The organism is Saccharibacillus sp. O23 (genome assembly GCF_002205895.1).
Lineage (GTDB): Bacteria > Bacillota > Bacilli > Paenibacillales > Paenibacillaceae > Saccharibacillus.
In genome coordinates this window covers 43,920-69,783 of the sequence record NZ_NJDE01000031.1, presented here as the reverse complement: position 1 = coordinate 69,783, position 25,864 = coordinate 43,920, and the positions used below count along the sequence as shown (strand labels likewise).

At 56.6% G+C, this 25,864-nt stretch carries 19 protein-coding genes; 17 read left to right on the top strand and 2 right to left on the bottom strand.

Annotation, left to right across the window (positions count from 1 at the left end; genetic code table 11):
• Positions 1-46: 46 nt before the first annotated feature.
• The 10 genes from CDO73_RS25200 to purD all read left to right on the top strand — a co-directional run bounded on the left by CDO73_RS25200 (position 47) and on the right by purD (position 11,875).
• Positions 47-952, top strand: coding sequence for a phosphoribosylaminoimidazolesuccinocarboxamide synthase (locus CDO73_RS25200; RefSeq protein WP_088491257.1), 906 nt, complete (start codon positions 47-49; stop codon positions 950-952).
• Between the two features lie 171 nt (positions 953-1,123).
• Positions 1,124-1,366: a phosphoribosylformylglycinamidine synthase subunit PurS gene (gene purS / locus CDO73_RS25195; RefSeq protein ID WP_037284817.1), complete on the top strand. Its 243-nt coding sequence runs from the start codon at positions 1,124-1,126 to the stop codon at positions 1,364-1,366.
• A 5-nt stretch (positions 1,367-1,371) separates the two neighbouring features.
• Positions 1,372-2,061 (top strand): phosphoribosylformylglycinamidine synthase subunit PurQ, encoded by a 690-nt coding sequence (gene purQ / locus CDO73_RS25190; RefSeq protein ID WP_088491256.1) that lies wholly within the window; start codon positions 1,372-1,374, stop codon positions 2,059-2,061.
• Positions 2,039-4,300 (top strand): phosphoribosylformylglycinamidine synthase subunit PurL, encoded by a 2,262-nt coding sequence (gene purL, locus CDO73_RS25185; RefSeq protein WP_088491255.1) that lies wholly within the window; start codon positions 2,039-2,041, stop codon positions 4,298-4,300. Before purQ ends, purL begins: the two co-directional genes overlap by 23 nt.
• Complete coding sequence (gene purF, locus CDO73_RS25180) at positions 4,285-5,760, top strand: amidophosphoribosyltransferase (RefSeq protein ID WP_088491254.1); 1,476 nt, start codon at positions 4,285-4,287, stop codon at positions 5,758-5,760. The genes purL and purF overlap by 16 nt, the downstream gene beginning before the upstream one ends.
• A 619-nt stretch (positions 5,761-6,379) precedes the next feature.
• Positions 6,380-7,420: a phosphoribosylformylglycinamidine cyclo-ligase gene (gene purM, locus CDO73_RS25175; RefSeq protein WP_088491253.1), complete on the top strand. Its 1,041-nt coding sequence runs from the start codon at positions 6,380-6,382 to the stop codon at positions 7,418-7,420.
• The gene (purN, locus tag CDO73_RS27380) at positions 7,417-8,427 is read left to right on the top strand and encodes a phosphoribosylglycinamide formyltransferase (protein WP_306437551.1); all 1,011 of its coding nucleotides are present in this window, start codon (positions 7,417-7,419) and stop codon (positions 8,425-8,427) included. Before purM ends, purN begins: the two co-directional genes overlap by 4 nt.
• A gap of 25 nt (positions 8,428-8,452) precedes the next feature.
• Complete coding sequence (locus CDO73_RS25165) at positions 8,453-8,881, top strand: NUDIX domain-containing protein (RefSeq protein ID WP_088491252.1); 429 nt, start codon at positions 8,453-8,455, stop codon at positions 8,879-8,881.
• 15 nt (positions 8,882-8,896) lie between these two features.
• A complete protein-coding gene (purH, locus tag CDO73_RS25160) occupies positions 8,897-10,444 on the top strand; it encodes a bifunctional phosphoribosylaminoimidazolecarboxamide formyltransferase/IMP cyclohydrolase (protein WP_088491251.1) in 1,548 nt (515 codons plus the stop codon).
• Positions 10,445-10,591: 147 nt separating this feature from the next.
• On the top strand, positions 10,592-11,875 hold the full coding sequence (gene purD / locus CDO73_RS25155) for a phosphoribosylamine--glycine ligase (protein WP_088491250.1): 1,284 nt from the start codon (positions 10,592-10,594) through the stop codon (positions 11,873-11,875).
• 547 nt (positions 11,876-12,422) lie between these two features.
• Here purD and CDO73_RS25150 read toward each other — a convergent pair.
• Complete coding sequence (locus CDO73_RS25150; RefSeq protein WP_088491249.1) at positions 12,423-13,319, bottom strand: AraC family transcriptional regulator; 897 nt, start codon at positions 13,317-13,319, stop codon at positions 12,423-12,425.
• A 229-nt stretch (positions 13,320-13,548) separates the two neighbouring features.
• Here CDO73_RS25150 and ilvA point away from each other — a divergent pair, with 229 nt between their 5' ends.
• The 7 genes from ilvA to CDO73_RS25120 all read left to right on the top strand — a co-directional run bounded on the left by ilvA (position 13,549) and on the right by CDO73_RS25120 (position 23,113).
• Complete coding sequence (ilvA, locus tag CDO73_RS25145; protein ID WP_179218834.1) at positions 13,549-14,838, top strand: threonine ammonia-lyase IlvA; 1,290 nt, start codon at positions 13,549-13,551, stop codon at positions 14,836-14,838.
• Between the two features lie 457 nt (positions 14,839-15,295).
• Positions 15,296-15,682 carry a YhfM domain-containing protein gene (locus CDO73_RS25140; RefSeq protein ID WP_088491248.1) on the top strand — a complete coding sequence of 129 codons (387 nt, stop codon included), beginning with the start codon at positions 15,296-15,298 and terminating at the stop codon, positions 15,680-15,682.
• A gap of 740 nt (positions 15,683-16,422) precedes the next feature.
• Complete coding sequence (locus CDO73_RS26585; RefSeq protein ID WP_143536184.1) at positions 16,423-17,106, top strand: hypothetical protein; 684 nt, start codon at positions 16,423-16,425, stop codon at positions 17,104-17,106.
• Positions 17,107-17,422: 316 nt separating this feature from the next.
• On the top strand, positions 17,423-18,730 hold the full coding sequence (locus CDO73_RS25135; RefSeq protein WP_256972848.1) for a glycosyltransferase family 39 protein: 1,308 nt from the start codon (positions 17,423-17,425) through the stop codon (positions 18,728-18,730).
• A gap of 165 nt (positions 18,731-18,895) precedes the next feature.
• A complete protein-coding gene (locus tag CDO73_RS25130; RefSeq protein WP_088491246.1) occupies positions 18,896-19,936 on the top strand; it encodes a S66 family peptidase in 1,041 nt (346 codons plus the stop codon).
• A 651-nt stretch (positions 19,937-20,587) separates the two neighbouring features.
• On the top strand, positions 20,588-21,400 hold the full coding sequence (locus CDO73_RS25125) for a glycerophosphodiester phosphodiesterase (protein ID WP_088491271.1): 813 nt from the start codon (positions 20,588-20,590) through the stop codon (positions 21,398-21,400).
• Between the two features lie 144 nt (positions 21,401-21,544).
• A complete protein-coding gene (locus CDO73_RS25120) occupies positions 21,545-23,113 on the top strand; it encodes a Ppx/GppA phosphatase family protein (protein WP_088491245.1) in 1,569 nt (522 codons plus the stop codon).
• Between the two features lie 294 nt (positions 23,114-23,407).
• Here CDO73_RS25120 and ppk1 read toward each other — a convergent pair whose 3' ends face one another.
• Complete coding sequence (gene ppk1 / locus CDO73_RS25115) at positions 23,408-25,507, bottom strand: polyphosphate kinase 1 (RefSeq protein ID WP_088491244.1); 2,100 nt, start codon at positions 25,505-25,507, stop codon at positions 23,408-23,410.
• Between the last annotated feature and the right edge of the window lie 357 nt (positions 25,508-25,864).

Genomic DNA, 25,864 nt, shown 5'->3' with positions numbered 1-25,864 from the left:
CATGTTGAACTTCGGAATTCAGTTTACGTTAAGGGGGAAAAGTTTCATGTCCGCATCCACGCAGGCTCTGTCCACCGCCGAACATCTGGTGGACGCGCCGCTGCTCTATAAAGGCAAAGTGCGCGAGCTGTACGATCTCGGCGAGCATTACCTGATCGTCGTGACCGATCGCATCTCCGCGTTCGACTACGTGCTCGATCCGGCCATTCCGCACAAAGGGGACGTGCTGAACAGCCTGAGCGCTTACTGGTTCGAACAAACGGCGGATCTGCTGGAGAACCACGTGATCCACACTGATGTGGAGAAGCTCGGTTCCATCGCCAAAGACCCGGAAGCGCTGAGATACCGCATCATGGTCACGCGCAAAGCGCAGCGGATCGATATCGAATGCGTCGTGCGCGGTTATATCACGGGCGGCGGTTGGCGGCAGTATCAGTCGAGCGGCGCGGTCAACGGCATCGAGCTTCCGGCCGGCCTGCGCAAGAACTCGCCGCTGCCGGAACCGATCTTCACCCCGGCCGCGAAAAACGACGTCGGCCACGACGAAGACATTCCGTTCGCGCGCATGGAAGAGCTGGTCGGCGCGGAATTGTCTGCGGAACTGCGGGACAAAAGCTTGGCCCTCTACGCGTTCGCCCGCAAGGTCTGCGCCGAGAAAGGCATCATCTTGGCGGACTGCAAATTCGAGTTCGGCTTGGTCGACGGCAAAGTCGTCCTGATCGACGAGATCTTCACGCCGGATTCTTCCCGTTTCTGGGCGGAAGACAAATACGCGCTCGATATCGAGATCGACAGCATGGACAAAGAGCCGGTTCGCGCCTATCTGTCGGGCACCGATTGGGACAAGAACAGCGCGCCCGACCCGCTGCCGGAAAGCGTCGTCCGCGAGACGTCGCTGCGTTATCTGGGCATCTACGAGCGCTTGACCCGCAAAAGTTTGATTTCGCTCTGATCGTATCTCGCAAATGTTTCTTCGCACCCATGTTCGAGCGTGTCCCGTCAGGGACGAAAGCGTCTCAACCGCACGTTACACCACTATCAAACGGCCTCATGCCCGCATCCGCCAAGTTTTTCACCCACAACAAACAGCGGAGCGGGAAGGCCTTAATCCGGGAGGACATTCATGAAAGCCAAAGTCTACGTCACCATCAAGCAAAGCGTACTCGATCCGCAAGGCGTTGCCGTTCAAGGCGCGCTGCACTCGCTCGGCTTCAACGAAGTGGAAAGCCTGCGCGTCGGCAAATACATGGAGCTCGAACTCGGCGACGTGAGCAAGGAAGCCGCCGGAGACCGCGTAAAAGAGATGTGCGAAAAGCTGCTGGCCAACACCGTCGTCGAAGATTACCGCTACGAACTGGAGGGTTAAGCGCCATGAAATTTGCAGTGCTCGTATTTCCCGGTTCCAACTGCGACATCGACTGTTACAAAGCGGTAGAAAACGTCCTCGGCGAGCCGGTCGATTATGTCTGGCACACGGCGACGGATCTGTCGGCTTACGACTGCATCATCGTGCCGGGCGGCTTCTCGTACGGCGACTACCTGCGCTGCGGCGCGATCTCGCGTTTTGCTCCCGTGATGAACGAGGTGGCGAAAGCGGCGGAAGAAGGCAAGTTCGTACTCGGCATCTGCAACGGTTTCCAGATCTTGACCGAAGCCGGACTGCTTCCGGGCGCGCTGCGCCGCAACATGTCGATGAAATTCGCGTGCCGCGACACGGTGCTGAAAGTGGAAAACAACGCGACGCCGTTCACCCGCGACTACGAAGCCGGCGAAGAAATCGTTATCCCGATCGCGCACGGCGAAGGCAACTATTACTGCGACGAAGAAACACTTGAAGAACTGCGCGCGAACAACCAGATCGCGTTCCGCTATAAGAGCAACCCGAACGGTTCGGTCGACGATATCGCCGGCATCACGAACAAAGCGGGCAACGTGCTCGGCATGATGCCGCACCCGGAACGGGCGGTTAACGAGATTCTCGGTACGGTAGACGGCCAGAAGATGTTTACATCGATCATTAAAGCTTGGAGGGAACAACATGACGCAGCAAATGTCCGTTAAGGAACCGACGGCGGAGCAAATCGCGGATCAGCAAATTTACAAACAGATGGGTGTCTCGGACAGCGAGTTCGAGCTTATCTGCGGTTTCCTCGGCCGTAAACCGAACTATACGGAAATCGGCGTTTTCAGCGTAATGTGGTCCGAACACTGCGCCTACAAGAACTCGAAGCCGCTGCTGCGCAAATTCCCGGTCACGGGTCCTCGCGTCCTGATGGGACCGGGCGAAGGCGCGGGCATCGTGGACATCGGCGACAATCAAGCGGTCGTGTTCAAGATCGAGAGCCATAACCACCCTTCGGCGGTCGAGCCTTTCCAAGGCGCGGCGACGGGCGTGGGCGGCATCATCCGCGACATCTTCTCGATGGGCGCGCGCCCGATCGCGTCGCTGAACTCGCTGCGTTTCGGCAAGTTGGAGAGCGATCGCGTCAAATACCTGTTCGAGCACGTCGTTAGCGGCATCGCGGGTTACGGCAACTGTATCGGCATCCCGACGGTCGGCGGCGAAGTGGTCTTCGACGAGAGCTACGAAGGCAACCCGCTCGTCAACGCGATGTGCGTCGGCCTGATCGATCACGACAAGATCCAGCGCGGCGTCGCCAAAGGCGTCGGCAACCCGGTGTTCTACGTCGGCCCTCCGACCGGACGCGACGGCATCCACGGCGCGACGTTCGCTTCGGAAGAGTTGACGGAAGAATCGCAGGAACGCAAAACGGCGGTGCAGGTCGGCGATCCGTTCATGGAGAAGCTGGTCATGGAATCGTGCTTGGAACTCATCAACAGCGGCATCGTGCTCGGCATTCAGGACATGGGCGCGGCGGGCCTGACCTGCTCCAGCTCCGAAATGGCGAGCAAAGCGGGCAACGGTCTGGAACTGTACCTCGACCAAGTGCCGCAGCGCGAAGAAGGCATGACGGCGTACGAGATGATGCTGTCCGAGTCTCAAGAACGCATGCTGTTCGTCGTGGAACCCAAAGACGAAGCGCAGGCGATGGAGATCTTCGAACGTTGGGGCGTCATCTGCGCGAAAGTCGGCAAAGTCACGGACGACGGCCGCTTGAAGCTGCTGCATCACGGCGAAGTCGTCGGCGACATGCCGGTACACGCGCTGGTCGACGAGTGCCCGATCTACGACAAACCTTCGAGCGAACCGGCTTATTACGCGAAAAACGCAAACGTGGACACGACGGCTTACAAAGAAGTGACGGAACTGGGCGGCGCGCTGAAAAAGGTGCTGGGTTCTCCGAGCGTCGCGAGCAAAGCTTGGGTCTACGAGCAGTACGACTATATGGTCCGCACGAATACGGCGGTACGTCCGGGTTCGGACGCGGCGGTCGTGACGATCGACGGCACGCGCAAAGCGCTGGCGATGACGACGGATTGCAGCGGACGTTTCGTGTATCTCGATCCGGAAGTCGGCGGACGCATCGCGGTCAGCGAAGCGGCGCGCAATATCGTCTGCTCCGGCGCGGAACCGCTGGCAATCACGGACAACTTGAACTTCGGCAGCCCGGAGAAACCGGAAATCTTCTGGCAGATGGAAAAAGCGGTCGACGGCATGGCCGAAGCCTGCCGCGAGCTGGATACGCCGGTCATCGGCGGCAACGTCAGCTTGTACAACGAAAACGCCAAAGGCGCGATCTACCCGACTCCGGTCGTGGGCATGGTCGGTCTGGTGCACGACACGGATCATATCACCACGCAGCATTTCAAAGGCGAAGGCGACGTCATCATCTTGACGGGCGTGACCCGCGCCGAACTCGGCGGTTCCGAGTTCCAGCAGGTCGTGCACGGCGTAACGGAAGGCCGTCCTCCGCAGCTTGACCTCGCGGTCGAGAAGAAGCTGCTCGGCGGCGTGCTGGAAAGCATCCAAAGCGGCCTTGTGCGTTCGGCCCACGATTTGTCCGACGGCGGTCTTGCGGTCGCGCTGGCGGAAAGCTGCATCGGCGGCGGATTCGGCGCGCAGGTGAGCCTGCATACGGCGGAGATCGGCGAAGAAGGGCTGCGCGCGGACTTCGCGTTGTTCAGCGAAAGCCAATCGCGCATCCTCCTGTCGGCGACGCCGGAAAACGCGGACGCGCTGCTCAGCAGCCTGAAGGCGCACGGCGTACCGGCGGTGAAGATCGGACGCGTATCGGGCCTGCAATTGCATGTGACGGTAGACGGCAAAGAAGTTCTCAGCGAAGAGATTCATACACTCAAGCAGGTCTGGGAGGATGCGATTCCATGTCTGATGAAGTAAAGCAGCCGTTGTGGACGGGGGATTACTACAACGAGGGAGCGGATCAGATCGATCCGTTCGACACGCTGCGCGAAGAATGCGGCGTGTTCGGGGTCTACGGACACCCGGATGCCGCGTCCCTGTCCTATTACGGTCTGCATGCACTTCAGCACCGGGGAGAGGAAAGCGCGGGGATTTGCGTCAGCACCGGAGAAAAGTTCAATTATCACCGCGGACTGGGTCTTGTAAAAGAAGTTTTCGACAAGGACACCCTCGCCGGACTTCAAGGAAGCCATTCCATCGGACATGTACGCTATTCGACGAGCGGAGGCGGAGGCTTGACCAACGCCCAGCCGCTCGTGTTCAAGTATAAAGGCGGCGATCTCGCCGTCGCGACCAACGGCAACATCGTGAACGCGCCGCAGATCCGGCGCGAACTGGAAGAGAGCGGTTCGATCTTCCAGACGACCAGCGACACGGAAGTCGTGGCGCACTTGATCGCCCGTTCGCCGAAAGAGTTCGTCGAAGCGGCCAAAGACGCGATGAACAAGATCGTCGGCGGCTATGCGTTCATGCTGCTGACGCACGACAAACTGCTGGTCACCTGCGACCCGAACGGCCTGCGTCCGCTGACGATGGGCCGTCTCGGCGACGCTTATATCTTCACCTCGGAGACGTGCGCGCTCGAAGTGATCGGCGCGGAGATCGTGCGCGATATCCGTCCGGGCGAGCTGCTGGTGCTCGACCGGGACGGTCTGCACGAAGACCGCTTCACCGAAGGCCAGCGCAAAGCGCTTTGCGCGATGGAATATATCTACTTCGCGCGTCCGGACAGCGACATGAACGGTTCGAACCTGCACTCCGCCCGCAAACGCATGGGCAGCGTGCTGGCGAGAGAGAAGTTCGTCGACGCCGACGTCGTCACCGGCGTGCCGGATTCCAGCATCTCGGCCGCGATCGGCTACGCCGAGCAGACGGGCATCCCGTACGAGCTTGGCTTGATCAAAAACAAATACACCGGCAGGACCTTCATCCAGCCGAGCCAAGAACTGCGCGAGCAGGGCGTGAAGATGAAGCTCAGCGCCGTTCGCCGCGTCGTCGAAGGCAAACGCGTCGTCATGATCGACGACTCGATCGTACGCGGCACCACGTCCCGCCGTATCGTGAACCTGCTTCGCGAAGCGGGCGCGACCGAAGTGCATGTGTGCATCACTTCGCCTCCGTTCAAAAATCCTTGCTTCTACGGGATCGATACGCCCGACAGCCGCGAGCTGATCGCGTCCACCCGAACCGTCGAAGAGATCCGCGAAGAGATCGGCGCGGACTCGCTCGCTTTCCTGAGCTACGAAGGCTTGATCGAAGCCGTCGACGGCGACGATCGTTCCGCTTATAAAGGCGGATTGTGCATGGCCTGCTTCGACAACGATTATCCGACTCAGGTGGATTTTGGCGGGGAGGAGAAATTGGGCTGCGGCTGCTGAGGTGGCGGGTTTCGTGTCGGGAGGTCGCTGCGGGTAGAGGGGTCTTCGATCGCTGTCTCAATTCGATTCCTTCATTGAAATTAAACATTTTAGAGGTGGGAATCGAATTTCAAAGGCGAACACTTCGTTTCTACGACTCCCTCTACCCTCCGCTGACTGCGGCGCATCCACACCCGTTTTGGGGTAGGGGAGAGGGCAGGGCTGCTTTTTCCTCTTCTCGAAAAAGCAAGACGCTAGTCGCTCATCTCTTGAACTTGGCTCGCTTCGAAGAAGCCGAGCCGCACTTGACCTTAAGCTGTTCTCAAGCGGAGGTCTTCTGCGCAGCAGGACTTGATTTGTCAGTTTGTTCTTTTCGGATGAAATCGAAAAGATCTTTACCCTATAAAAATTCCCAGACGCAAGCGACGCTTGCATCTGGGAATTAGAATGTGTGTCCGGAAGCTGTTAAGCGGAGGGAGAAATTCAGTGGAGGAGCGATAGCGATCGCCTTTGAACTCGGAAAACCCCAGTTAAAATCTAATCCAGTTTTCCGAGTGAAACAGCGACCGAAACGAATTTCTCCCGGAGCGCCCCAGCTTCCCCTCACAAACCTAATTTAAAGATAAAGGATGTGTCGGTTGTGTCTGAAGCCTACAAAAATGCCGGAGTCGACATCGCGGCAGGCAACGAAGCGGTCGAACGGATGAAAAAGCACGTCAAAAAAACGTTCCGTCCCGAAGTCATGACGGATCTGGGCGGGTTCGGCGCGCTGTTCGGCTTGAACAAAGGCGCTTACGAAGAGCCCGTGCTCGTCTCCGGCACGGACGGCGTGGGCACGAAGCTCAAGATCGCGTTCGCGATGGACAAGCACGACACGATCGGCATCGACGCCGTCGCCATGTGCGTGAACGATATCGTCGTGCAGGGCGCGGAGCCGCTCTTTTTTCTCGACTATCTGGCGACGGGCAAAGTCGTGCCGGAGAAGATCGAAGCCATCGTCGCGGGCATCGCGGACGGCTGTCTGCAATCCGGCTGCGCCCTGATCGGCGGCGAAACGGCCGAGATGCCGGATATGTATACCGAAGGCGAATACGACATCGCGGGCTTCACGGTCGGCGTCGTCGACAAGAAGAAGATCATCAACGGGCAATCGATCGCGGCGGGCGACGCGGTGATCGGGCTGGCTTCGAGCGGCGTGCACAGTAACGGCTTCTCGCTGGTACGCAAACTGCTGCTCGAACAGCACGGCTACAAGCTGACCGACGAAGTGGAAGAACTCGGCGGCACGCTGGGCGCGACGCTGCTGGAACCGACCAAGATCTACGTGAAGCCGCTGCTCAAGCTGATCCAATCGATCGAAGTCAAAGGCATGGCGCATATCACGGGCGGCGGCTTTATCGAGAATATCCCGCGGATGCTGCCGGAAGGCGTGAACGTGGATATTCGGCACGGCGCATGGCCGGTACTGCCGATTTTCAAGCTGATGCAATCCAAAGGCAATATCTCGGACAGCGACATGTACACGACGTTCAACATGGGCATCGGACTGGTCCTCGTCGTATCCGACGTCGACAAAGAAGAAGCGCTACGTCAGCTGAAAGAAGCGGGCGAAGAGGCTTACCTGATCGGCCAAGTCACGGAAGGCGAGAAAGTCGTGACCTTCACGGGGAACGCGCAATGAGTCGCAGCGAGCGGGAAACGCAGACCGAGGAACTTCGGACGCTGGAACGCGCGGCGGCTTCGGAGGAAACGACGACCGCTCGGACCGAAACTATTCCGGCTGACGTCGAACCGACCGCCGCTCGCACTGGAGCCATATCGGCCAACGCCGAACCGAACGCCGTCCCTTCCGGCTCCGACGAGCAGGTTCCGCTGAAGCCCGGTCCGATGCCGGGGCTGCCGACCGAACCGCAGCCGGTTACGCCGGAAGGCACGCCGGCTCCGACCGGCGAACCGTTGACGCTGCCCGGTCTTCCGGCCGTCGCCGATCCGGACGCAGAAGCCGACCTCGACGAAGATCCGGCCGCGCAGCTGCTCGAGCTGGAAGAAACGCTGCCTCGCCCGGACGGTCCGGTCATCGACCGGCCTTACCGCATCGCGGTATTCGCGTCCGGTTCGGGCAGCAATTTTCAGGCGCTGCTCGATGCTTCGCGCGCCGGTAATCTCGGCGCGCAGATCGCGCTGCTCGTCTGCGACAAACCGCAGGCGAAAGCCGTCGAACGCGCCCGCGCGGCAGGCGTTCCGGTGTTCGTGTTCACGCCCAAAGAATACGAATCCCGCGAAGCTTATGAACGCGTGATTCTCGAAGAACTGGAGCGGGCGAAGATCGACCTGATCGTGCTCGCCGGTTATATGCGCCTGATCACGAGCATGCTCGTCGAGCCTTATTCGGGCCGGATGATCAATATCCATCCTTCGCTGCTGCCGTCTTTTCCGGGCAAAGACGCCGCGGGCCAAGCGGTCGAGCACGGCGTTCGGGTAAGCGGCGCGACGGTGCATTTCGTCGACGGGGGCATGGACACGGGACCGATCATCGCTCAGCGCGCCGTGGAAGTCATGCCGGAAGATACGGCGACCGAACTTCAAGCGCGTATCCAAGAAACGGAGCGCCTGCTCTACCCGGAAGTCGTATCTTGGTTCGCCGCCGGACGGGTGAAGCTCGAAGGACGCCGAGTCGTTCTTTTCTAAGCGTGACGGAAAGGAAATATTCATCATGTCGATTATCGTAGGAACGGGAGCGGTCGTGCAGGATGCGGACGGACGCGTTCTGCTGCTGCTTCGCGGAAAAGATCCCGAAATGAATAAATGGAGCATTCCCGGCGGGAAAGTCGATCCGTACGAGACTTCGCAGAACGCGATCGTTCGCGAAGTCGAAGAAGAGACGGGGCTGCGGGTACAGATCGAGCGGCTGCTGTGCATCGACGAGACGATCCGTCCCGAGCAAGAGCAGCATCTGCTGTCGCTCATCTATCTGGTGCAGGCGGTCTCCGGCGAGCCGGAGAACCGCGAACCGCAGAAGCACGCGCAGATGCGCTGGTTCGCCGCGAACGAACTGCCGCCCGCCGCGGAGATCGCTTCTTTTTCCCAACAAGCGTTAACCCTTGCCTTTAAGCAAACCGAATCGCCAATCCAACCATCCTAAGGAGGACTTTTCATCGTGAGTATCAAAAGAGCGCTGGTCAGCGTATCGGACAAAACGGGCATCGTGGACTTCTGCCGCGAACTGTCGCAGCTTGGCGTGGAGATCGTATCGACGGGCGGAACGAAAAATCTGCTGGCGAAAGAAGGCGTGCCGGTCATCGGCATTTCCGACGTAACGGGTTTCCCGGAAATTCTGGACGGACGCGTCAAGACGCTGCACCCGGCGGTACATAGCGGCCTGCTCGCCGTTCGCGACAGCGAAGAGCATCAGAAGCAGATGGAAGAGCTCGGCCTCGGCTATATCGACCTCGTCGTCGTGAACCTGTATCCGTTCCAAGAAACGATCGCGAAACCGGACGTGGCTTACGAAGACGCGATCGAGAACATCGATATCGGCGGTCCGACGATGCTGCGTTCCGCGGCCAAGAACCATGCGTTCGTGAGCGTGGTGGTGGATAGCGCGGATTACGGCAAAGTGATCGAGGAAGTGCGCGCGGAAGGCGACACGACGCTCGATACGCGCAAGAAGCTGGCCGCCAAAGTCTTCCGTCACACCGCGGCTTACGACGCGCTGATCGCCGACTACCTCGCGAAGCAGACGGGCGACCCGCTGCCGGAGCGCTACACGGTCACTTACGAGAAAATCCAAGATCTGCGTTACGGCGAGAACCCGCACCAAGCGGCCGCTTTCTACCGCGCGCCGCTCGCGCCTGCGGGCACGCTGACGACGGCCGAGCAGCTGCACGGCAAAGAGCTGTCGTACAACAATATCAACGACGCCAACGCGGCGCTTCAGATCGTCAAGGAATTCAGCGAACCGGCCGTGGTGGCGGTCAAGCATATGAATCCTTGCGGCGTAGGCGTAGGTTCGACGATCGCGGAAGCTTACAACAAAGCGTACAGCGCCGATCCGGTGTCCATTTTCGGCGGCATCGTGGCGGCGAACCGGACGATCGACGTCGAGACGGCCCAGCCGCTCAGCGAGATCTTCCTCGAGATCGTGCTGGCTCCCGACTTCACGCCGGAAGCGCTCGAGATCCTCACGAAAAAGAAAAATATCCGTCTGCTCAAAATGGGCGAACTGACTTCGGCCGAAGGCCGTCAATCCGTGCATGTCGTGACTTCGATCGAAGGCGGCATGGTCGTTCAGGAGAGCGACGTGCATTCCTTGAGCGACGCCGACCTCAAAGTCGTGACCAAACGTCAACCGACCGAAGACGAGCTGAAACAATTGCTGTTCGGCTGGAAAGTCGTCAAACACGTCAAATCGAACGCGATCGTGCTGGCGGCGGACGATATGACGATCGGCGTGGGCGCGGGCCAGATGAACCGGGTCGGTTCGGCCAAGATCGCGCTGGAGCAAGCGGGAGACAAAGCGCAGGGCGCGATTCTCGCTTCCGACGCGTTCTTCCCGATGGGCGACACGGTCGAGCTGGCGGCGAAACACGGCATCAAAGCCATCATCCAACCGGGCGGCTCGATCAAAGACGAAGAGTCGATCAAAGCGGCCGACGAAGCCGGCATCGCGATGATCTTCACCGGCGTTCGCCACTTCAAGCATTAAGAACGATTCGATTCACGCATAAAAGACTTCACATCGACGCGCGGCGCGCCGGCGGAGCGGATCTGCGGACAGGCGGACGTTCCCCGGGGCGGCGCGCGTTTTCTTTTTGGGGAAAAGGTACACAAAGACGCGAAAGGGGCGGGTTACATGGATATTTTGGTGGTGGGAGGCGGCGGACGCGAGCACGCGATCTGCGCATCGCTGGCCCGGTCGCAGCGAGCCGGGAAGATCTACTGCGCGCCGGGCAACGCCGGCATCGCGCAGGTGGCGGAATGCGTGAATATCGGCGTATTCGATTTCGACGCGCTGACGGCGTTCGCGCTGGAGAAGAATATCGGCTTGGCCGTAATCGGCCCGGACGACCCGCTTGCGGGCGGGATCGTAGACGCGTTCGAAGCGAAGAACATTCCGGTCTTCGGCCCGCGCAAGAACGCGGCCGAGATCGAAGGCAGCAAAGCGTTCATGAAGCATCTGCTCAAGAAATATGATATCCCGACCGCCGCTTACGAGACGTTCGACGATTATGAAGCGGCGCTGGCTTATCTGCGGCAGCAGGGCGCGCCGATCGTCGTCAAGACCGACGGCCTGGCCGCAGGCAAAGGCGTAACCGTCGCGCAGACGCTGGAAGAAGCGGAGAAAGCGCTGCACGACGCCATGGTCGGCGGTTCGTTCGGCGCGGCCGGCAGCACCGTCGTCATCGAAGAATTCATGACGGGCGAAGAGATGTCGATCCTCGCGTTCGTGGACGGCGAGACCGTCCGCGCGATGCCGGCGGCGCAGGACCACAAGCCGGTGTTCGACGGCGACAAAGGCCCGAATACCGGCGGCATGGGCACGTACTCGCCGCTGCCGCATATCGATCCCGCGATCGTCGAACGCGCGATCGAAGAGATCGTCAAGCCGACCGCGAAAGCGCTGGTCAGCGAAGGGCGGCCGTTCACCGGCGTTTTGTTCGCCGGTCTGATGATCGAACCGGACGGCACGCCGCGCACGGTCGAGTTCAACGCCCGTTTCGGCGATCCGGAGACCCAAGTCGTGCTGCCGCGCCTCGAGAGCGACCTGCTGGAGATCTTCCTCGCCGCGGTGAACGGCACGCTGGCGGACGTCGAGATCCGCTGGAGCGACGAAGCGGCCGTCTGCGTCGTGCTCGCTTCGGAAGGCTACCCGGCTTCGTACCCGAAAGGCCGAGTCATCACCGGCATCGCGGAAGCCGAAGCGGGCGGCGATGCCTTCGTATTCCACGCGGGTACGGCGCGAAGCGAATCCGGCGAGCTGGTCACCGCCGGCGGCCGCGTGCTCGGCGTGGTCGGCCGCGGCGCGGGCATCGCCGAAGCGCGGGACGCCGCTTACCGAGCGGCGGGCTTGATCGCGTTCGAAGGCGCGCACAAGCGCAGCGATATCGCGGCGAAGGCGCTGACGCCGCGGGGGTAGCGGAAGGCTTCGGGCGGATCGAGCCCGAAGCCGCTGCGCCAAGGCGGGCGAGTGGCGCGTCGAAGCGTCCGGTACGGAAGCGGACGGCTCCGGTTTCGGCGCGCGAACAGTCTTTGCAAAGTCCAGCTCGGCGACGTTGATTCTAACGGAACGTCATTCCTTTAGCGGCCCTTTCGGGGGCCGTTTTGCCGTCTAACGGAACGTCATTCCGTTAGATAGCAAAAACCGGCGATTCGAGGCCCGAAAAGCGCCGAATCGCCGGTTTAACGGCATATCGTTCCATTAGGGATTTGCGGAAGCCCGAATCGATGCGCCAAGCGTCGTCTGGTTCCGTTAGCGTTCGCTATGGCAGGAATAGCGCGCTAAGCCGAAGCACCGCCTATTTCCGTTATGCCGGAAACGGAAACGCCGAACGCTCGGAGCTTTTAGTGTTTTGCGTGTTCTCTCGGCCGAGGCGAAAGCGCCCGCCGCCGCGAAGCGGTCGGGGCTCCTCGCTCTTAGGGTTCGAAGGTGCGCCGAATCCAGTCTAGCCAAGCCCAGCCTAGCTCTATTCCTGCTTCTCTACCGGCACGTACAGATCCATCTGCAAGTTTTTATCCCCGTGGCTGCGTTCGTCGTACAGTTCGAAATCGACGCCGCCGTTGGCGTAGACATAGCCGGAACTCGGGAACCATTCGTTATACACGTAAGTCGTCATGCCCTGAATCGCCGTAGTGAAGGCGCCGCCGTCACGGTCGGCTGCAGGAGAGGTGAATACGGCATAAGTCGAGGCCGGGATGACGGCGGTATGCATCTTCTCCGGAACGTTGTCGAAATCGGCTACTTCGACGCCGATCATATAGAGGAAATGTTCCGGCTTATCCGGCAGCATGATGCAGGCGCCATATTCGGCATGGTTGACGGGAGACAGGACTTCGTGCAGGTCATGCATCCAATTTTCTTCGAAATAACGTCCCCAGAAAGCCGGGATGTCCGTCATGTTTTCGCCGGTCATCTTGGTCTCCAAGGCGTAGCCGGCAAGCTTGATTTCGGGTTTGGTTACAAAGGTCGGTCTCATCATCATTCCTCCGGTCATGTTATAGTGGGCCAGCTTGTTCAGATCCACCCGCTCGGGAACGCGGCCGGTGGCATGGATTCGATACTGCTCGGGCGTAAGTCCGTACGTTTTGCGGAAGGCTTTGGTAAAACCCGCGTGCGTCTCGAAACCATAGTCGAGAGCGATCTCCAGCAGGGTACGGCCGCTGGTCAGGTCTGCTGCCGCGTATGCGAGTCTGCGTCTGCGGATATACTCCATGACCGGCAGACCGGTACGCGAATGGAACACTTTATAGAAGTGATACAGCGAGAACCCGGCCAGCGAAGCCAATTCTTCGGCCGTCAGCCGTTCCTTGAGATGATCTTCGATATGGTCCAGCGTGCGCTGGAGACAAGCGGTATAGTCCATGTATTTGTTCCCTCCCGATCGGTAAGTCCATCTTAACAGAACAAAAAGGGGAACGCTTGTCCGTTTTTGCGATCTTGCGTCGATCTTGCGAACAGAGACGAGTCTTGAGAACGAATACGGGTTTTGCCTGCACCAAGCTTGAAATTTTCATGAAATCGCGTTACGTTATAGGATAATTCAATGCCGTAATATGCTGCACAGAGAAACGATCAGAATCGAGGAGAACGAGATGAAAACCGAACCTACCGCGGAAGTCGACGATATGAAGAACGGCGAGATCGTGACGATGGAAGACATCGTCCGCGCTCACCATAGACTGCGCGAAGCGATCGTGCGCACGCCGCTGCATCGCGACGCCACGTTATCCGCCAAATACGAATGCGACGTGTATCTGAAGCGCGAAGACCAACAGGTCGTGCGTTCGTTCAAGATCCGCGGCGCGTACAATAAGATTCGCAGCCTGACCGAAGAAGAACGCGCCAACGGCATCGTCTGCGCCAGCGCGGGCAACCATGCGCAGGGCGTGGCGTTTTCCTGCCATGCGCTCGGCATCCGCGGCAAGATCTACATGCCGAGCACGACGCCGAACCAGAAGGTCAAGATGGTCCGCAAGTTCGGCGGCAAGATGGTCGAGGTGATCTTGACCGGCGACACGTTCGACGACGCTTACCATGAAGCGGTCAAAGCCTGCGCGGAAGACGGCATGAGCTTTATCCATCCGTTCGACGATCCGATGATCATTGCGGGCAACGGAACGGTCGGCATGGAAATCATGGAAAGCCTCGAGAAACCGGCGGATTACGTTTTTCTGACGATCGGGGGCGGAGGTCTGGCGGCCGGCGTATCCCATTACATCAAGACGATGAGCCCGTCCACGCGCATGATCGGGGTCGAGCCGCTCGGCGCCGCTTCGATGAGCGAAGCGATGGCGCGCAGCCAAGTCGTCACGCTCGACGAGATCGACAAATTCGTCGACGGCGCGGCCGTGAAGCGGGTCGGCGAGCTGACGTACCGGATCTGCAAGAAGATGCTGGACGAAGTCGTCAAAGTGCCGGAAGGCAAAGTCTGCACGACCATCCTCGACCTGTACAACGAAAACGCGATCGTGGCCGAACCGGCCGGCGCGATTCCGGTCGCCGCGCTCGATCTGTACCGCGATGAGATCAAAGGCAAAACAATCGTCTGCGTCATCAGCGGCGGCAACAACGATATCGACCGCATGCAGGAGATCAAGGAACGCTCACTTATTTTCGAAGGGCTGAAGCATTATTTCCTCATCAACTTCCCGCAAAGAGCGGGCGCGCTGCGTGAGTTCTTGGAGAAGACGCTTGGACCGGACGATGATATCGCGCGTTTCGAATATACGAAAAAGAACGACAAAGAAAACGGCCCCGCGTTGGTCGGCATCGAACTGGCTTCGAGAGAAGACTACGAGCCGCTGATCGCCCGCATGGACGCGCACGGCATCAAGTATACCGAGCTGAACCGCGATCCGAGTCTGTTTAGTTTGTTGATCTGAATAAATTGCAGATAGTGATGGAAAAGAAGCTTGCTCAAAGCCTGAGATATTCAGGCGAAAGCAGGTTTCTTTTTATTTGTTTTCAAAAAAGTATAACTTTTTTTGAAAACAATACGTTTTTATATTATATATAGGGCTGATTATGTGAAAAAGGTTCCGCCACTTCCTACAGAATCAAATCTGAAGCATGTACTGGTTATTTTATCTATAACTCTGGGGGCATCTTATTTCAAAGTAATCAAGAGCATACTGGTGGGCTAATTATTACAAAAAATAAATTAAAAAATACATAAATGCTAATTTATTGTATTTAAATGAAAGTGTATCTGAGTTTTGAAGTTTGTATTTAGCTTTAATGATCATTAGGTCGCGAACATTTTGAATTTAGTGTTTTTAATTAGCCTCTAACAGTGATTGATTTTAAAGATGTTAATAATCTATTTTAGGAGGGTTTTAAATGTCCTTTAAGCATGTTCTATCCATAGTATTATTTATTTTTATTCTTTCTGGTTGTGGGAGTAAAGGTGTGGAACTAATGGTAGGTACGTACAATGAGCACGAAGAAGTTGTTTTTAACAAGGATAAAACGTTAAAAAACAAAGAATCGATAGAACAAGTTAAAAGTATAATAAATGCTAGTTCAACCAGTGGCATAAAATCCAAAGGAAAACCTGATTATGTTGTAATAGTACATAATAAAGATGATTCTACAATGGAATTAAGGGCGGACCTTTGGTTACAGGCCGATGGCACCATAACGTTTAACCGTGGAGAAGATAGTGAAGAGATGCATTCGATCAATAAAGAGAATTCCGAAACGATAAAGAAGTTGCTACAAATATAAAAAAATTAGTATGTTCTCAAAGTAGGAAGGGTCTTCACCATTACGTGTCCTTGACAATTTCTCGTTTTTTTAGAAAGGATTTGAGGCTTTAAAACACATGAAAATAGGGGCTTTAACCCTCAAAATTCAGCCGTCCATCTCCATGCTTATTTCTCGAATCGAGTCAAAGACACTTTGTGCTGAAGAGCTAGTAGAAATTTATAATTTCCTTACTCATGAATATTTTAAAATGTTTATCAACAAGCAGTTTTCTTAAAACGACTCATTCCTAATTTTTTTGGAAATGAGTCGTTTTATTTTTTTTATAAAGGTTCTGGATAGTAGCTGATCTGATTTAATCAGGCATCATAGATTCTGTAAATCAAATTCTTTAAGGCGTGTATAACAACTTCAAAGCAAGTAGATTTAAGAGAGTTTTCGTTTGGGGCAAGGAATCGTTTGGGAGCTATAGCGTACCTGTACACATCAAGGAGCCTTGATACACGACTGCCGGTTCGGTCCATTTATGTTTTGGGGCGAATCTGTAGAAAACGAAAAGGTGATTAAATATTTATATGGTCAAGATTTCCTAAATAAAATATTTTTATTCCATAAAAAAATTAAAAAAACAAACTTTATATAATTGATAACGTTTATGAATAAAAGGAGGTGTAAAGGGAATCATAATTTTAGTGAGCATTTTTTAAAATACTCAAGTTTTTGATTTGGAAATTATTTCACTTAAGAAAAGAGGAGAATACATGAACGAAATAAGTTTTAATAGCAAAAAAATGATCATCTTAGCTTTGATTTGCTCGGTCATATTTACTATTTTTGGCGGAACTTCTTCTGCTGAAGAAAATGAAAATTCATCATGTGGCAATGATACTGTTGAAGTTCCAGAAATACAATTTACTCCAGAAGTTATAAACCAGTATAAAAATGAAGAAGGCGAGCTTGTATCTGTATATAGTGAATTGCCTGAAAAATTTGTAACTGATGAAAATGGTAATATCATTACCGATGATAAATTAAACAGTAAGCGCGGTGGCATAACTACTCAAGATGCATGCTCTAAGAGATACTATTACGAAACCATTAGCGGACCGACCCTTATCAAATCTAATAGTTTCATTGCATATCACCCAGGCTTCACAAAATGGGACAAAACAAATGGATATTTCTTCGGACAAGCTACTCAAAGTTACTCAGTAGGTGTCCAAGGGTTTGCAGGGATTTCCGTTTCTGTTTCTGTTGCAGCTCCAGGAAACGGATCTTTCATTACTGCTAACCCTGCGTACTGGTCCCGCCCAGGAATATATGGAGATGTTTCTAAGTTGACTCGAAAAGTAACAGTGCAAGATCCATGTGGTAGCGGAAGCACTACGTATAACACAGTTGTTTATCAGACTAACAATACGTACAACAAAACAGTATATCAATAATTCTTAAATAGACTTAGATCAATTTAAATTTATTTTCCAGAAGAATAATAGAATTCTATTCGCTAAAAACAATCTTAAGAACTAACCCTAGGACCGAACTATTCGGTTCTTTTTTTGATTTGCATTGTGAAAAGATAATGGAGTGGAAAGTGTCTTTTTATGTGTATGATTTTTTTAAGGAGGGATCTTTTTTACAATCTTCGCTTATGAACAGCTGTTGGCTTCTAATAACCCTCAGTGAAGCAAATCCTTTGTAATAGTTGGCGAGTTTGGATAAGATAAGAGAGTTGAATTCATACATAAGGGGGAGACATTCGTGCATGTTTCGATGGACCAGCGCGAGGAGACGACATCCCGAGACCGAATCTGGCTGACCGTAATCATGGCCTTCGTGCTCGCGATGTCCGTTTTCGTCGTGTTGGCGCATAACAATTATTTCTTACTCGGCGACCTGAGCAATCCTAACAACGACGACGTCAAATACGTCAAAAGCGCCGAATTGATTCTGGAAGGCGGACCGCTCGCTTATAACAGCGGGACCGAGCCAAGCGCGTTTATCATGCCGGGAATGCCTCTGCTGCTGGCCGCTTTCATTGGGCCCTTCGGAGAGCAAGGAGGCATTACGGCATTCCGATTGTTCCAATGTCTGGAGCAAGTCGCCTGCATTTATCTGCTGTTCCTGATCGCGCGCCGCGTGTTCGATCGGCGGATCGCGATGGTCGCTTGCGTGATCGCCGCGCTGTATCCAACGGATTATTTCTCGTCGGGAGTCATTCTGACCGAATCGACGTTTCGCCTGCTGCTGATGATGCTTGTCTGGGCGATGATGGTCGCCGCCGAGAATCGCAGATGGACGTGGTACGTCGGGATCGGCGTGCTGACGGCGGCGCTGGCGTATTTCAAGCCGCAAGCTTCGCTGTTCCCGGCGGTCATGTTGTTCTTCTGGCTGCGCGAACGTTATTCGCTTCGCGAGATCGTCAAATTCACGGCGATTATCCTCGGCACGTACGTGATTCTGCTGTGTCCGTGGTGGATTCGCAACGTAGTCACGTTCGGCAAATTCATTCTGTTCACCGACTCGGCGGGCAGTCCGTTCCTGCTCGGTACGCGCATCAATTATAACTTGCCTCCGGCCGGCTTCTTCGACGCGTATCCGCAGTACGATCCGAAGACCATTTTCGAAGGCCACAGCAGCGACGCGATCGCCAAAGGCATGGACATCATCCGCTACGGATTCTCGCATCATTTCTGGACATATCTGAACTGGTACACGATCGGGAAGCTGCAAGGACTGTACGTCGAATCGTATTACTGGCGTCCGATCTGGCCGCTCCAGCGTCCGCTGATGGATATTCTGCAAAAAGTTCTGATGAGCGTCACGTTGATTGGGCTGGTCTGGGCGATGCTGCGCGAGAAGTTCGGACGCCTGCTGCCGCTCTTGATGACGTTCGTTTATTTTACTTTGCTGTATATCCCGTTTGTCGCGTTCGGCCGTTACGGATACCCGACGATCGTGTTCATGCTGCCGTTCGCGGCGTATGCCTTGTGCCGACTTTGGGATCTGATCGCTGTTCGCCGAACAAGCTTGCGCCGTTCGGGCAGCGGAGGATACACGTTCCGCTAACGCTATCGCTTAAGCGAATCTTGACGATTCCCGCCGCCATAAGCAGGAATTCCACGCTTCGCGCCGAACCTATGTAACCATTACGAGAGAAAGACCGGCCGCTGCCGAGACCATACGCGAGTACGGCCGGGAAGCGGCCGTTTCTTCCCCAAAGGAGCGATATTCATGATCCGTTATCCGATGCTGCAAGAAAGAACGACGATCGGCGTCACGGCTCCGTCGTCGGGCGTGAGGCCCGAGATGCACAGTATGCTGAAGCAGGCGATCTCCCGTATGGAGCAGAACGGCTTTACGGTGTCTACGGGAGACACGACGTGGACGCAGCACAAAGCCAAATCCGCGCCGGCGAGATTGCGCGCGGACGAATTGAACCGGATGCTTCAAGAAGAACGGATCGGTTTCGTGCTGCCGCCTTGGGGCGGCGAACTGCTGGTCGAGGTGCTGGAACATCTGGATTACGATCGGATCGGCGAGAAATGGATCATGGGCTACTCGGATATCAGCGTGCTGCTGCTCGCGATCACGTTGAAGACGGGGCTGGCGACCGCGCACGGCACCAATCTGCTCGATCTGCGCGGCAGTCGAGTCGACGAGCTGACGGCCAAATGGCATCAAGCGCTGACGACGCCGGCCGGCGGCTGTTTCGATCAGGAATCGTCCGAGCTGCATCAGATCCGATGGAAAGAACGTCCCGAAGGCGAAGAGCAAGAAGAACTCGAAGAGAGCGTGTTCAACTTGACGGAACCGACGGTCTGGCGCAGCGTCTCCGGCGGCGACGTCGGCCTCAAAGGGCGTCTGCTCGGCGGCTGCGTCGACGTAATCCGGCATCTGATCGGCACGCCGTACGGCGACGTCGAAGCGTTCCGCGAAGCGCATATCCCTGGCGAACCGGTGCTGTGGTACTTGGAGAACTGCGAACTGAACACGGCGGACCTGCGCCGCTCGCTGGTGCAGATGAAATTGGCCGGTTGGTTCGAGAATTGCTCGGGGCTTATGTTCGGCCGCAGCCCGGCGAATACGCCGGTCGACGGCTACACCGCCGAAGACGTCTACCGCGATATGGCCGACGAACTCGGCGTGCCGGTGATCTACGATATCGACTGCGGCCACCAGCCGCCTCAGCTCACGCTGATCAACGGGGCATTGGCGGAAGTTCATTTTTCGGAAGAGAACGGCACCGGAACGGTGCGGCAGACTTACCGGTAAGATCGGAGGCAGAGGGCAAGAAACAGGGGCAAGCTCCCGTGATTTTTGCCGTGCTTTTTGAGGAATAAGCGCAGCATCCCGCATGCACCCTGTCCGAATCGCGCGCCGCTTTGCGGTTCGTTTTCGGATTCGGGGTGCGTTTTTCGTTTGCGGAAAACAAAAAAAGACCCGGCGGAAGGCGGAGTCGCGCAGATCTCTGCGTGTCCGTCCGGGCAAAAAGGAACTCCGGGCGCGCCAAGCCGAATAGGGGGAAGGCGGCGCATATCCGGATTCCACGAGAACCGCGCCCGTCAGGGACGGGAGATGCGGACCGTTTCGTAAGAAGATCGGGCGAGTATCCGCCGTTTCCGTTCCCGAAGCGACAGTCGGACAACAGGACGTCGCGAGGAGAACGGAAGCGATCCGGCGCGGCGCGTACGGGCGCGGCGTCGATGCTGCCGAGCGGAAAGCGATATCCGGCCCGGCAAATCCAGCATAACAAAGAGATGTCAACTCGCCTGCGCATCTTTGTAAAATCAAGATTTTACGATAGCGGATAGACTTTAACATCGCGTTTACGCAAAGTAGGTATACTCGAAAGTGGGTATGGATACAGAAGAGAACGATATCAATCAGGGACGGCCGGAAACCGGACCGGAGAAGAGGGATTGCATGAACGAGCATGGACAGGAAACGAATCATAGAGAGCAGGAAACGACGGGCAGAAGCAGCGTTCCGATCATCTTCGCGCATCGCGGAGCGTCGGGAACCCGGCCCGAGAACACGATGTCGGCTTTCCGGCGCGCGGTCGAGCTGGGCGCGACGGGCATCGAGACGGACGTGCAGCTCAGCGCCGACGGCGAGCCGGTGCTGATTCACGACGAGACGTTGACCCGTACGGCCGGCGCGCCGGGTTGGGTCGGCGACAAGACGTACGAAGAACTCCGAGGGCTGGATGCCGGAAGCTGGTTCCATCCCGAATTCATGGGCGAACGGATTCCGCACTTGAACGAGCTGCTGAAGCTCGCGCGTCAGTGGAACGTCGCGGTCAATATCGAATTGAAAAATACGGTGCGCGCTTATGAAGGCCTGGAGGAGAAAGTCATCGAAGCCGTGCGCGAGCACGGGATGGAGCGCCAAGTCATTTTCTCGAGTTTCAACCATTATTCGCTCGCGTTATGCAAAAAGCTCGCGCCGGAGATCCGGACGGGAATCCTCTATGCGGAAGGCTTGTATCGTCCGTGGGAATACGCGAAAACGCTGGGCGCGGACGCGCTGCACGCTTACGATCCGGCCGTACGGGCGGACTGGGTGAGCGAAGCTCGGGCGGCGGGCGCGGACTATCATCCGTTTACGGTGAACGAGGAAGGACGATTGCGCGAGCTGCTCGGGATGGGCGTCGCGGGGATCATCACGGACTATCCGGACCGGGTCGCCCGGCTGCTGAACGAACGGAGAATGGCCGGAACCGTTACCTCCAAGTAAAGGCGGAGCAAAAAACAAGGGCGGCGCTCATTGCGCCGTCCTGTTTGGTTTGCTAAGGTTAAGGCTAAAGAAGACGTAAGAAACCGGCCTTCAATCACCGTCCGGCAGCCGCTTCGCGGTGCCGGGGACAAGGAGCTGTCCATCATGACCACCATACCCGAAACGATCCGCGCCGAGGCGGTGCATACCTGCCTGCGCGCCGGGATCATCGACATCGGTTCCAACTCGATCCGGCTTGTCGTCTATGAAAGCGAGAGCGGAGGCTCTTACCGCGTGCTGACGGAATCGCGCGAAGCGGCCAGACTCAGCGCGCTCGTCACGCCCGACGGCATTATGCCGTCGCCGGCGATCCACTCCGTCGTGCCCGTGCTGCGGCAGTTTACCGAGATCTGCGAAGCGTACGGCGCGACGCAGATTCGCGCGGTCGCGACCGCCGCGATCCGCAACGCCTCGAATTCCGAGCAGATCATCGAGATCCTGAACCGGGAGACCGGACTTGAGATCGAACTGCTTCCCGGCGAAATGGAAGGACATTACGGATTTATCGGCGTCGTCAACAAGATCGATATCAAGGAAGGTTTCATCATCGATATCGGCGGCGGCAGCACGGAAGTCACGCTGTTCAAGAACCGCCGCCGCGAATCCAGTTTTTCGTTCCCGTTCGGCGCGGTCAATATGAGCGTAAAGTTCGGCGCGAACGGCGTATGGGCCGAAGAACATATCCGTGAACTGGAGAACTTTATCATGGCCGAAGCGCGGAAACATCCGTGGATCTCGGAACATCCGGGCCTCGATCTGGTCGGGCTGGGCGGCACGATCCGGGGACTCGGCAAGATGGACCAGCGGCGGCGCAACTATTCGCTGCCGTACACGCATAATTACGTGATGCAGGGCGAAGACGTCGATTATTTCTATCATTCGCTGCCGAGCATGGACAATAACCGCCGCAAACGCGTACCGGGACTGTCCAAGAACCGGATCGATATCATCGTGCCGGGCATGATCATTCTGCGCACGCTGTTCCGCCATATGAAAGCGAGCCGTTATATCGTCAGCGCGACGGGCCTGCGCGAAGGCTTGTTCTTCGAACTGCTGCATCCGTCGCAGGCGGTCCATGAAGACGTGCTGGAATTCGAACTGCGCGCGCTGCTCGCGAACCAACCGAAGCCGCGCCAACGCCATCTGCGCCAGACCGAACGTTTCGCGGGCATTCTGTACGAAGCGCTCGGCGAAGGCGGCGAGAACGTCTGGAACCGCAAACTGCTGCGGGTGGCCGCTTGGACCTATCAGACCGGCACGGACATCAGCTATATCGATTACGAAGAACATACGCAGTATCTGCTGACCAAACGGCCGCTGGCCGGTCTGTCGCATCGCGAGATCATCTTGACCGCGCTGATCGCGGGCATCGCGGCGAAAGTCAAATGGCGCAAAAGCGCGACCGCGCTTACCTACAAAGACATTCTGCTGCCCAAAGACGACGAGCGCACGCAGCGTCTGGGCGCGGTCCTGCAAATGGCCGCCGCGCTGGATTCCAGCGAAACGCAGGCAGTGACGGAACTCAAAGCGAAACGCAGCGGCGACCGGTTCGAGCTGGAGCTCACCTGCCGGACGGAAGCTTTTATGGAGATTCGCGATCTGAAGCTCGCCGCGAAAGACTTCGAGAAAGAATGGAACGTCAAAGTCGGCCTTAAGATCAAGTCGGCGCAGTAAGGCGGGCTTGAACGAAGACATGCCGAGCGCGCTGCGCGACACGGAATCGGAAGGTATCCGGCGCCGTCATCCGCGCGATCCGGTACGGGCGATCAGAGCGCGGCGTCCGCTTGTTTCGCGATTCGGTCGCGGCGAACCTGCCGGATCGGCCTACAGGCCGCGAAGGATCCGCGAACGACCAAAGAACCCGAACCCCGCCTGATTGGGGGATTCGGGTTCTTTTTTACGGGAAGATCCGTCCGAAGATTCTCGAAACAGCATCGTTTCCTCGATCTCTGGCGAGTCGCCGCTCGATCAAGCCAGCGTGGACTTCCAAGCCCGAATGTCTTCGGCGCGGAATTGGCTGCGGAACGGTTCTTCGCCGTTCTCGAACGGTTCGTAGCTGCCGCTCGAGGTCAAGATGCGGGCTTTCACGTTGTCTTTGAGATACAGCTTCACGATGTTGAGCAGCGTATCTTTGCAGGCCGGATCGAGAATCGGGCACATCAGCTCGACGCGGCGGGTCAGGTTGCGGGTCATCCAGTCGGCGCTCGCCAAGAAAATTTCCGATTCTCCGCCGTTCTCGAAGTAGAAGATCCGCGAGTGTTCGAGGTAGCGGTCGACGATGCTGCGGACCGTGATGTTCTCGCTCAATCCCTGCACGCCGGGACGCAGGCAGCAGACGCCGCGCACGATCAGATCGATCTTGACGCCGGCTTGGGAAGCTTCGTACAGCTCGTCGATGATCTGTTGGTTGGACAGCGAATTGAACTTGGCGATGATATGCGTCGGGCGTCCCGCTTTGGCATGTTCGGCTTCGCGGCGGATGTTCGTCACGAACGTGCCCATCATCGTATCCGGCGCGACGGAGATCTTCTGCCAGTCCGGATGGCGCGAATAGCCGGTAATATGGTTGAACAGCTCCGACGCGTCTTCGCCGATCGACGGGTTGGACGTCATCAAGCCCACGTCGGTGTACAATCTTGCGGTGATATCGTTGTAGTTGCCGGTGCCCATATGGACATACCGGCGAAGCCCGTCTTCTTCCCGACGCACGATCAAGATCGCTTTGGCGTGCGTTTTGAGTCCGACCAAACCGTAGACGACGTGGCAGCCGGCTTTCTCCAGCTCGCGCGCCCACGTGATATTGCGTTCTTCGTCGAATCTCGCTTTGAGTTCGACCACGACCGTCACCTGCTTGCCCGCTTCGGCGGCCTGCGCCAACGACCGGATGATCGGCGATTTGCTGCTGACGCGGTAGAGCGTCATCTTGATCGCCATCACGTTCGGATCTTCGGCGGCCTGCTCGACGAAATCGCTCACCGCGTCGAACGATTCGAACGGATGGTGCAGCAGCACGTCGCGTTCTTTGAGCGTGGCGAAAAAGTCCGTGTCTTCGCCTTCCGGGAACTCCGGCGGGTAGATCGATTTGGCGGGCGGATAACGCAAGGCGTCGCGATTCTGGACCGCCCCGCCGAACGAAGTCATGAAGCCGAGATCGATCGGACCGTCGATCTCGTAAACGGCGTCTTCGATCTCGAATTCTTCGAGCAGCAGCTTAAGCGCGTACGGATGAAAATCTTTCTGGATCTCCAACCGCACCGGCGCGCCGCGGCGGCGCTTGCGCAGCTTGTTCTCGATCTCTTCGAGCAGGTCGTCGGCTTCTTCTTCGTTGATCTCCAGATCGGCGTCCCGGGTCAAACGGAAAGCGTGAACCGCGACCGGCTTGTAGCCGCTGAACAGCGTCTGGATATGATGGCAGATCAGTTCGTCGATCAAGACGTAACTCTGTTTCTTGCTGTGGCTTCGGCTTGCGACCGGCACGAGGCGCGGCAGGATCGAAGGCACCTGCACGATCGCGAAATAATACCGTTCGTCGTCGGGCAGATCGACGGTCGCGTTCTCGCGTTCGAGCACGGCCGCGAGATACACGTTCTGGCTGTGGACGAGCGGGAACGGACGGCTGAGATCGACCGCCATCGGCGTCAAGATCGGGAAGATCACGTCGTGGAAATAATCGTCCGCCGACTTCTGCTGGCTGTTGTTGAGATCTTCGTAGAGGCTCAGCATCAGATGTTCTTTGCTCATCAGACGGGCGAGTTCGCGGTACGTGCGATACTCCGCGGTTACCATCTTTTCGATGCGTTTGGACAATCTTTTATACAGGACCTGCGGCGTATAGCCCGAGAAATCTTTTTTGGTGATACCGGCTTTGAGCTGATTGCGGATACCCGCTACCCGGACGCTCATGAATTCGTCCAAGTTGCGCGAGACGATTCCGAGAAACTTGGCGCGTTCCAAAAGCGGCGTGTCCGGGTCTTGAGCTTCTTCGAGCACGCGGTAATTGAATTCGATCCAACTGAGGTCACGGTTGATGTAGTAGGGGGAAGTTCCCCGATGGGCATGGTTATCCATAATTCCTCCAATGATTTGTTCGCGTTAGGCGAGTCTCGGCCGGTGGACGCGTTTCTTATTAGCAGTATAATCCATGAAAGTGTCTACGCACAAAAAGCGGCTGAGGTCGCAGGTCGGTCTTCCTTGTCGGAAATTTGCACTTTTGGCCCTCACGGAATCCGGCGGCCAAGCCGGAACGCGGGGCAGCTCTCCCCATTATAACGTCGTTTTGTTAAGCGAATGTAAAAAATCCCATTTCCCATTTTAATTCCAAAACGGGCATAGGAACAGAACGATCAACGTCGCGATCAAAGAAATGTCCGGATCGAAAGGCCGAAGACGCGATTCGCCAAGCGAAATTCGATCGGCTTCGGGATG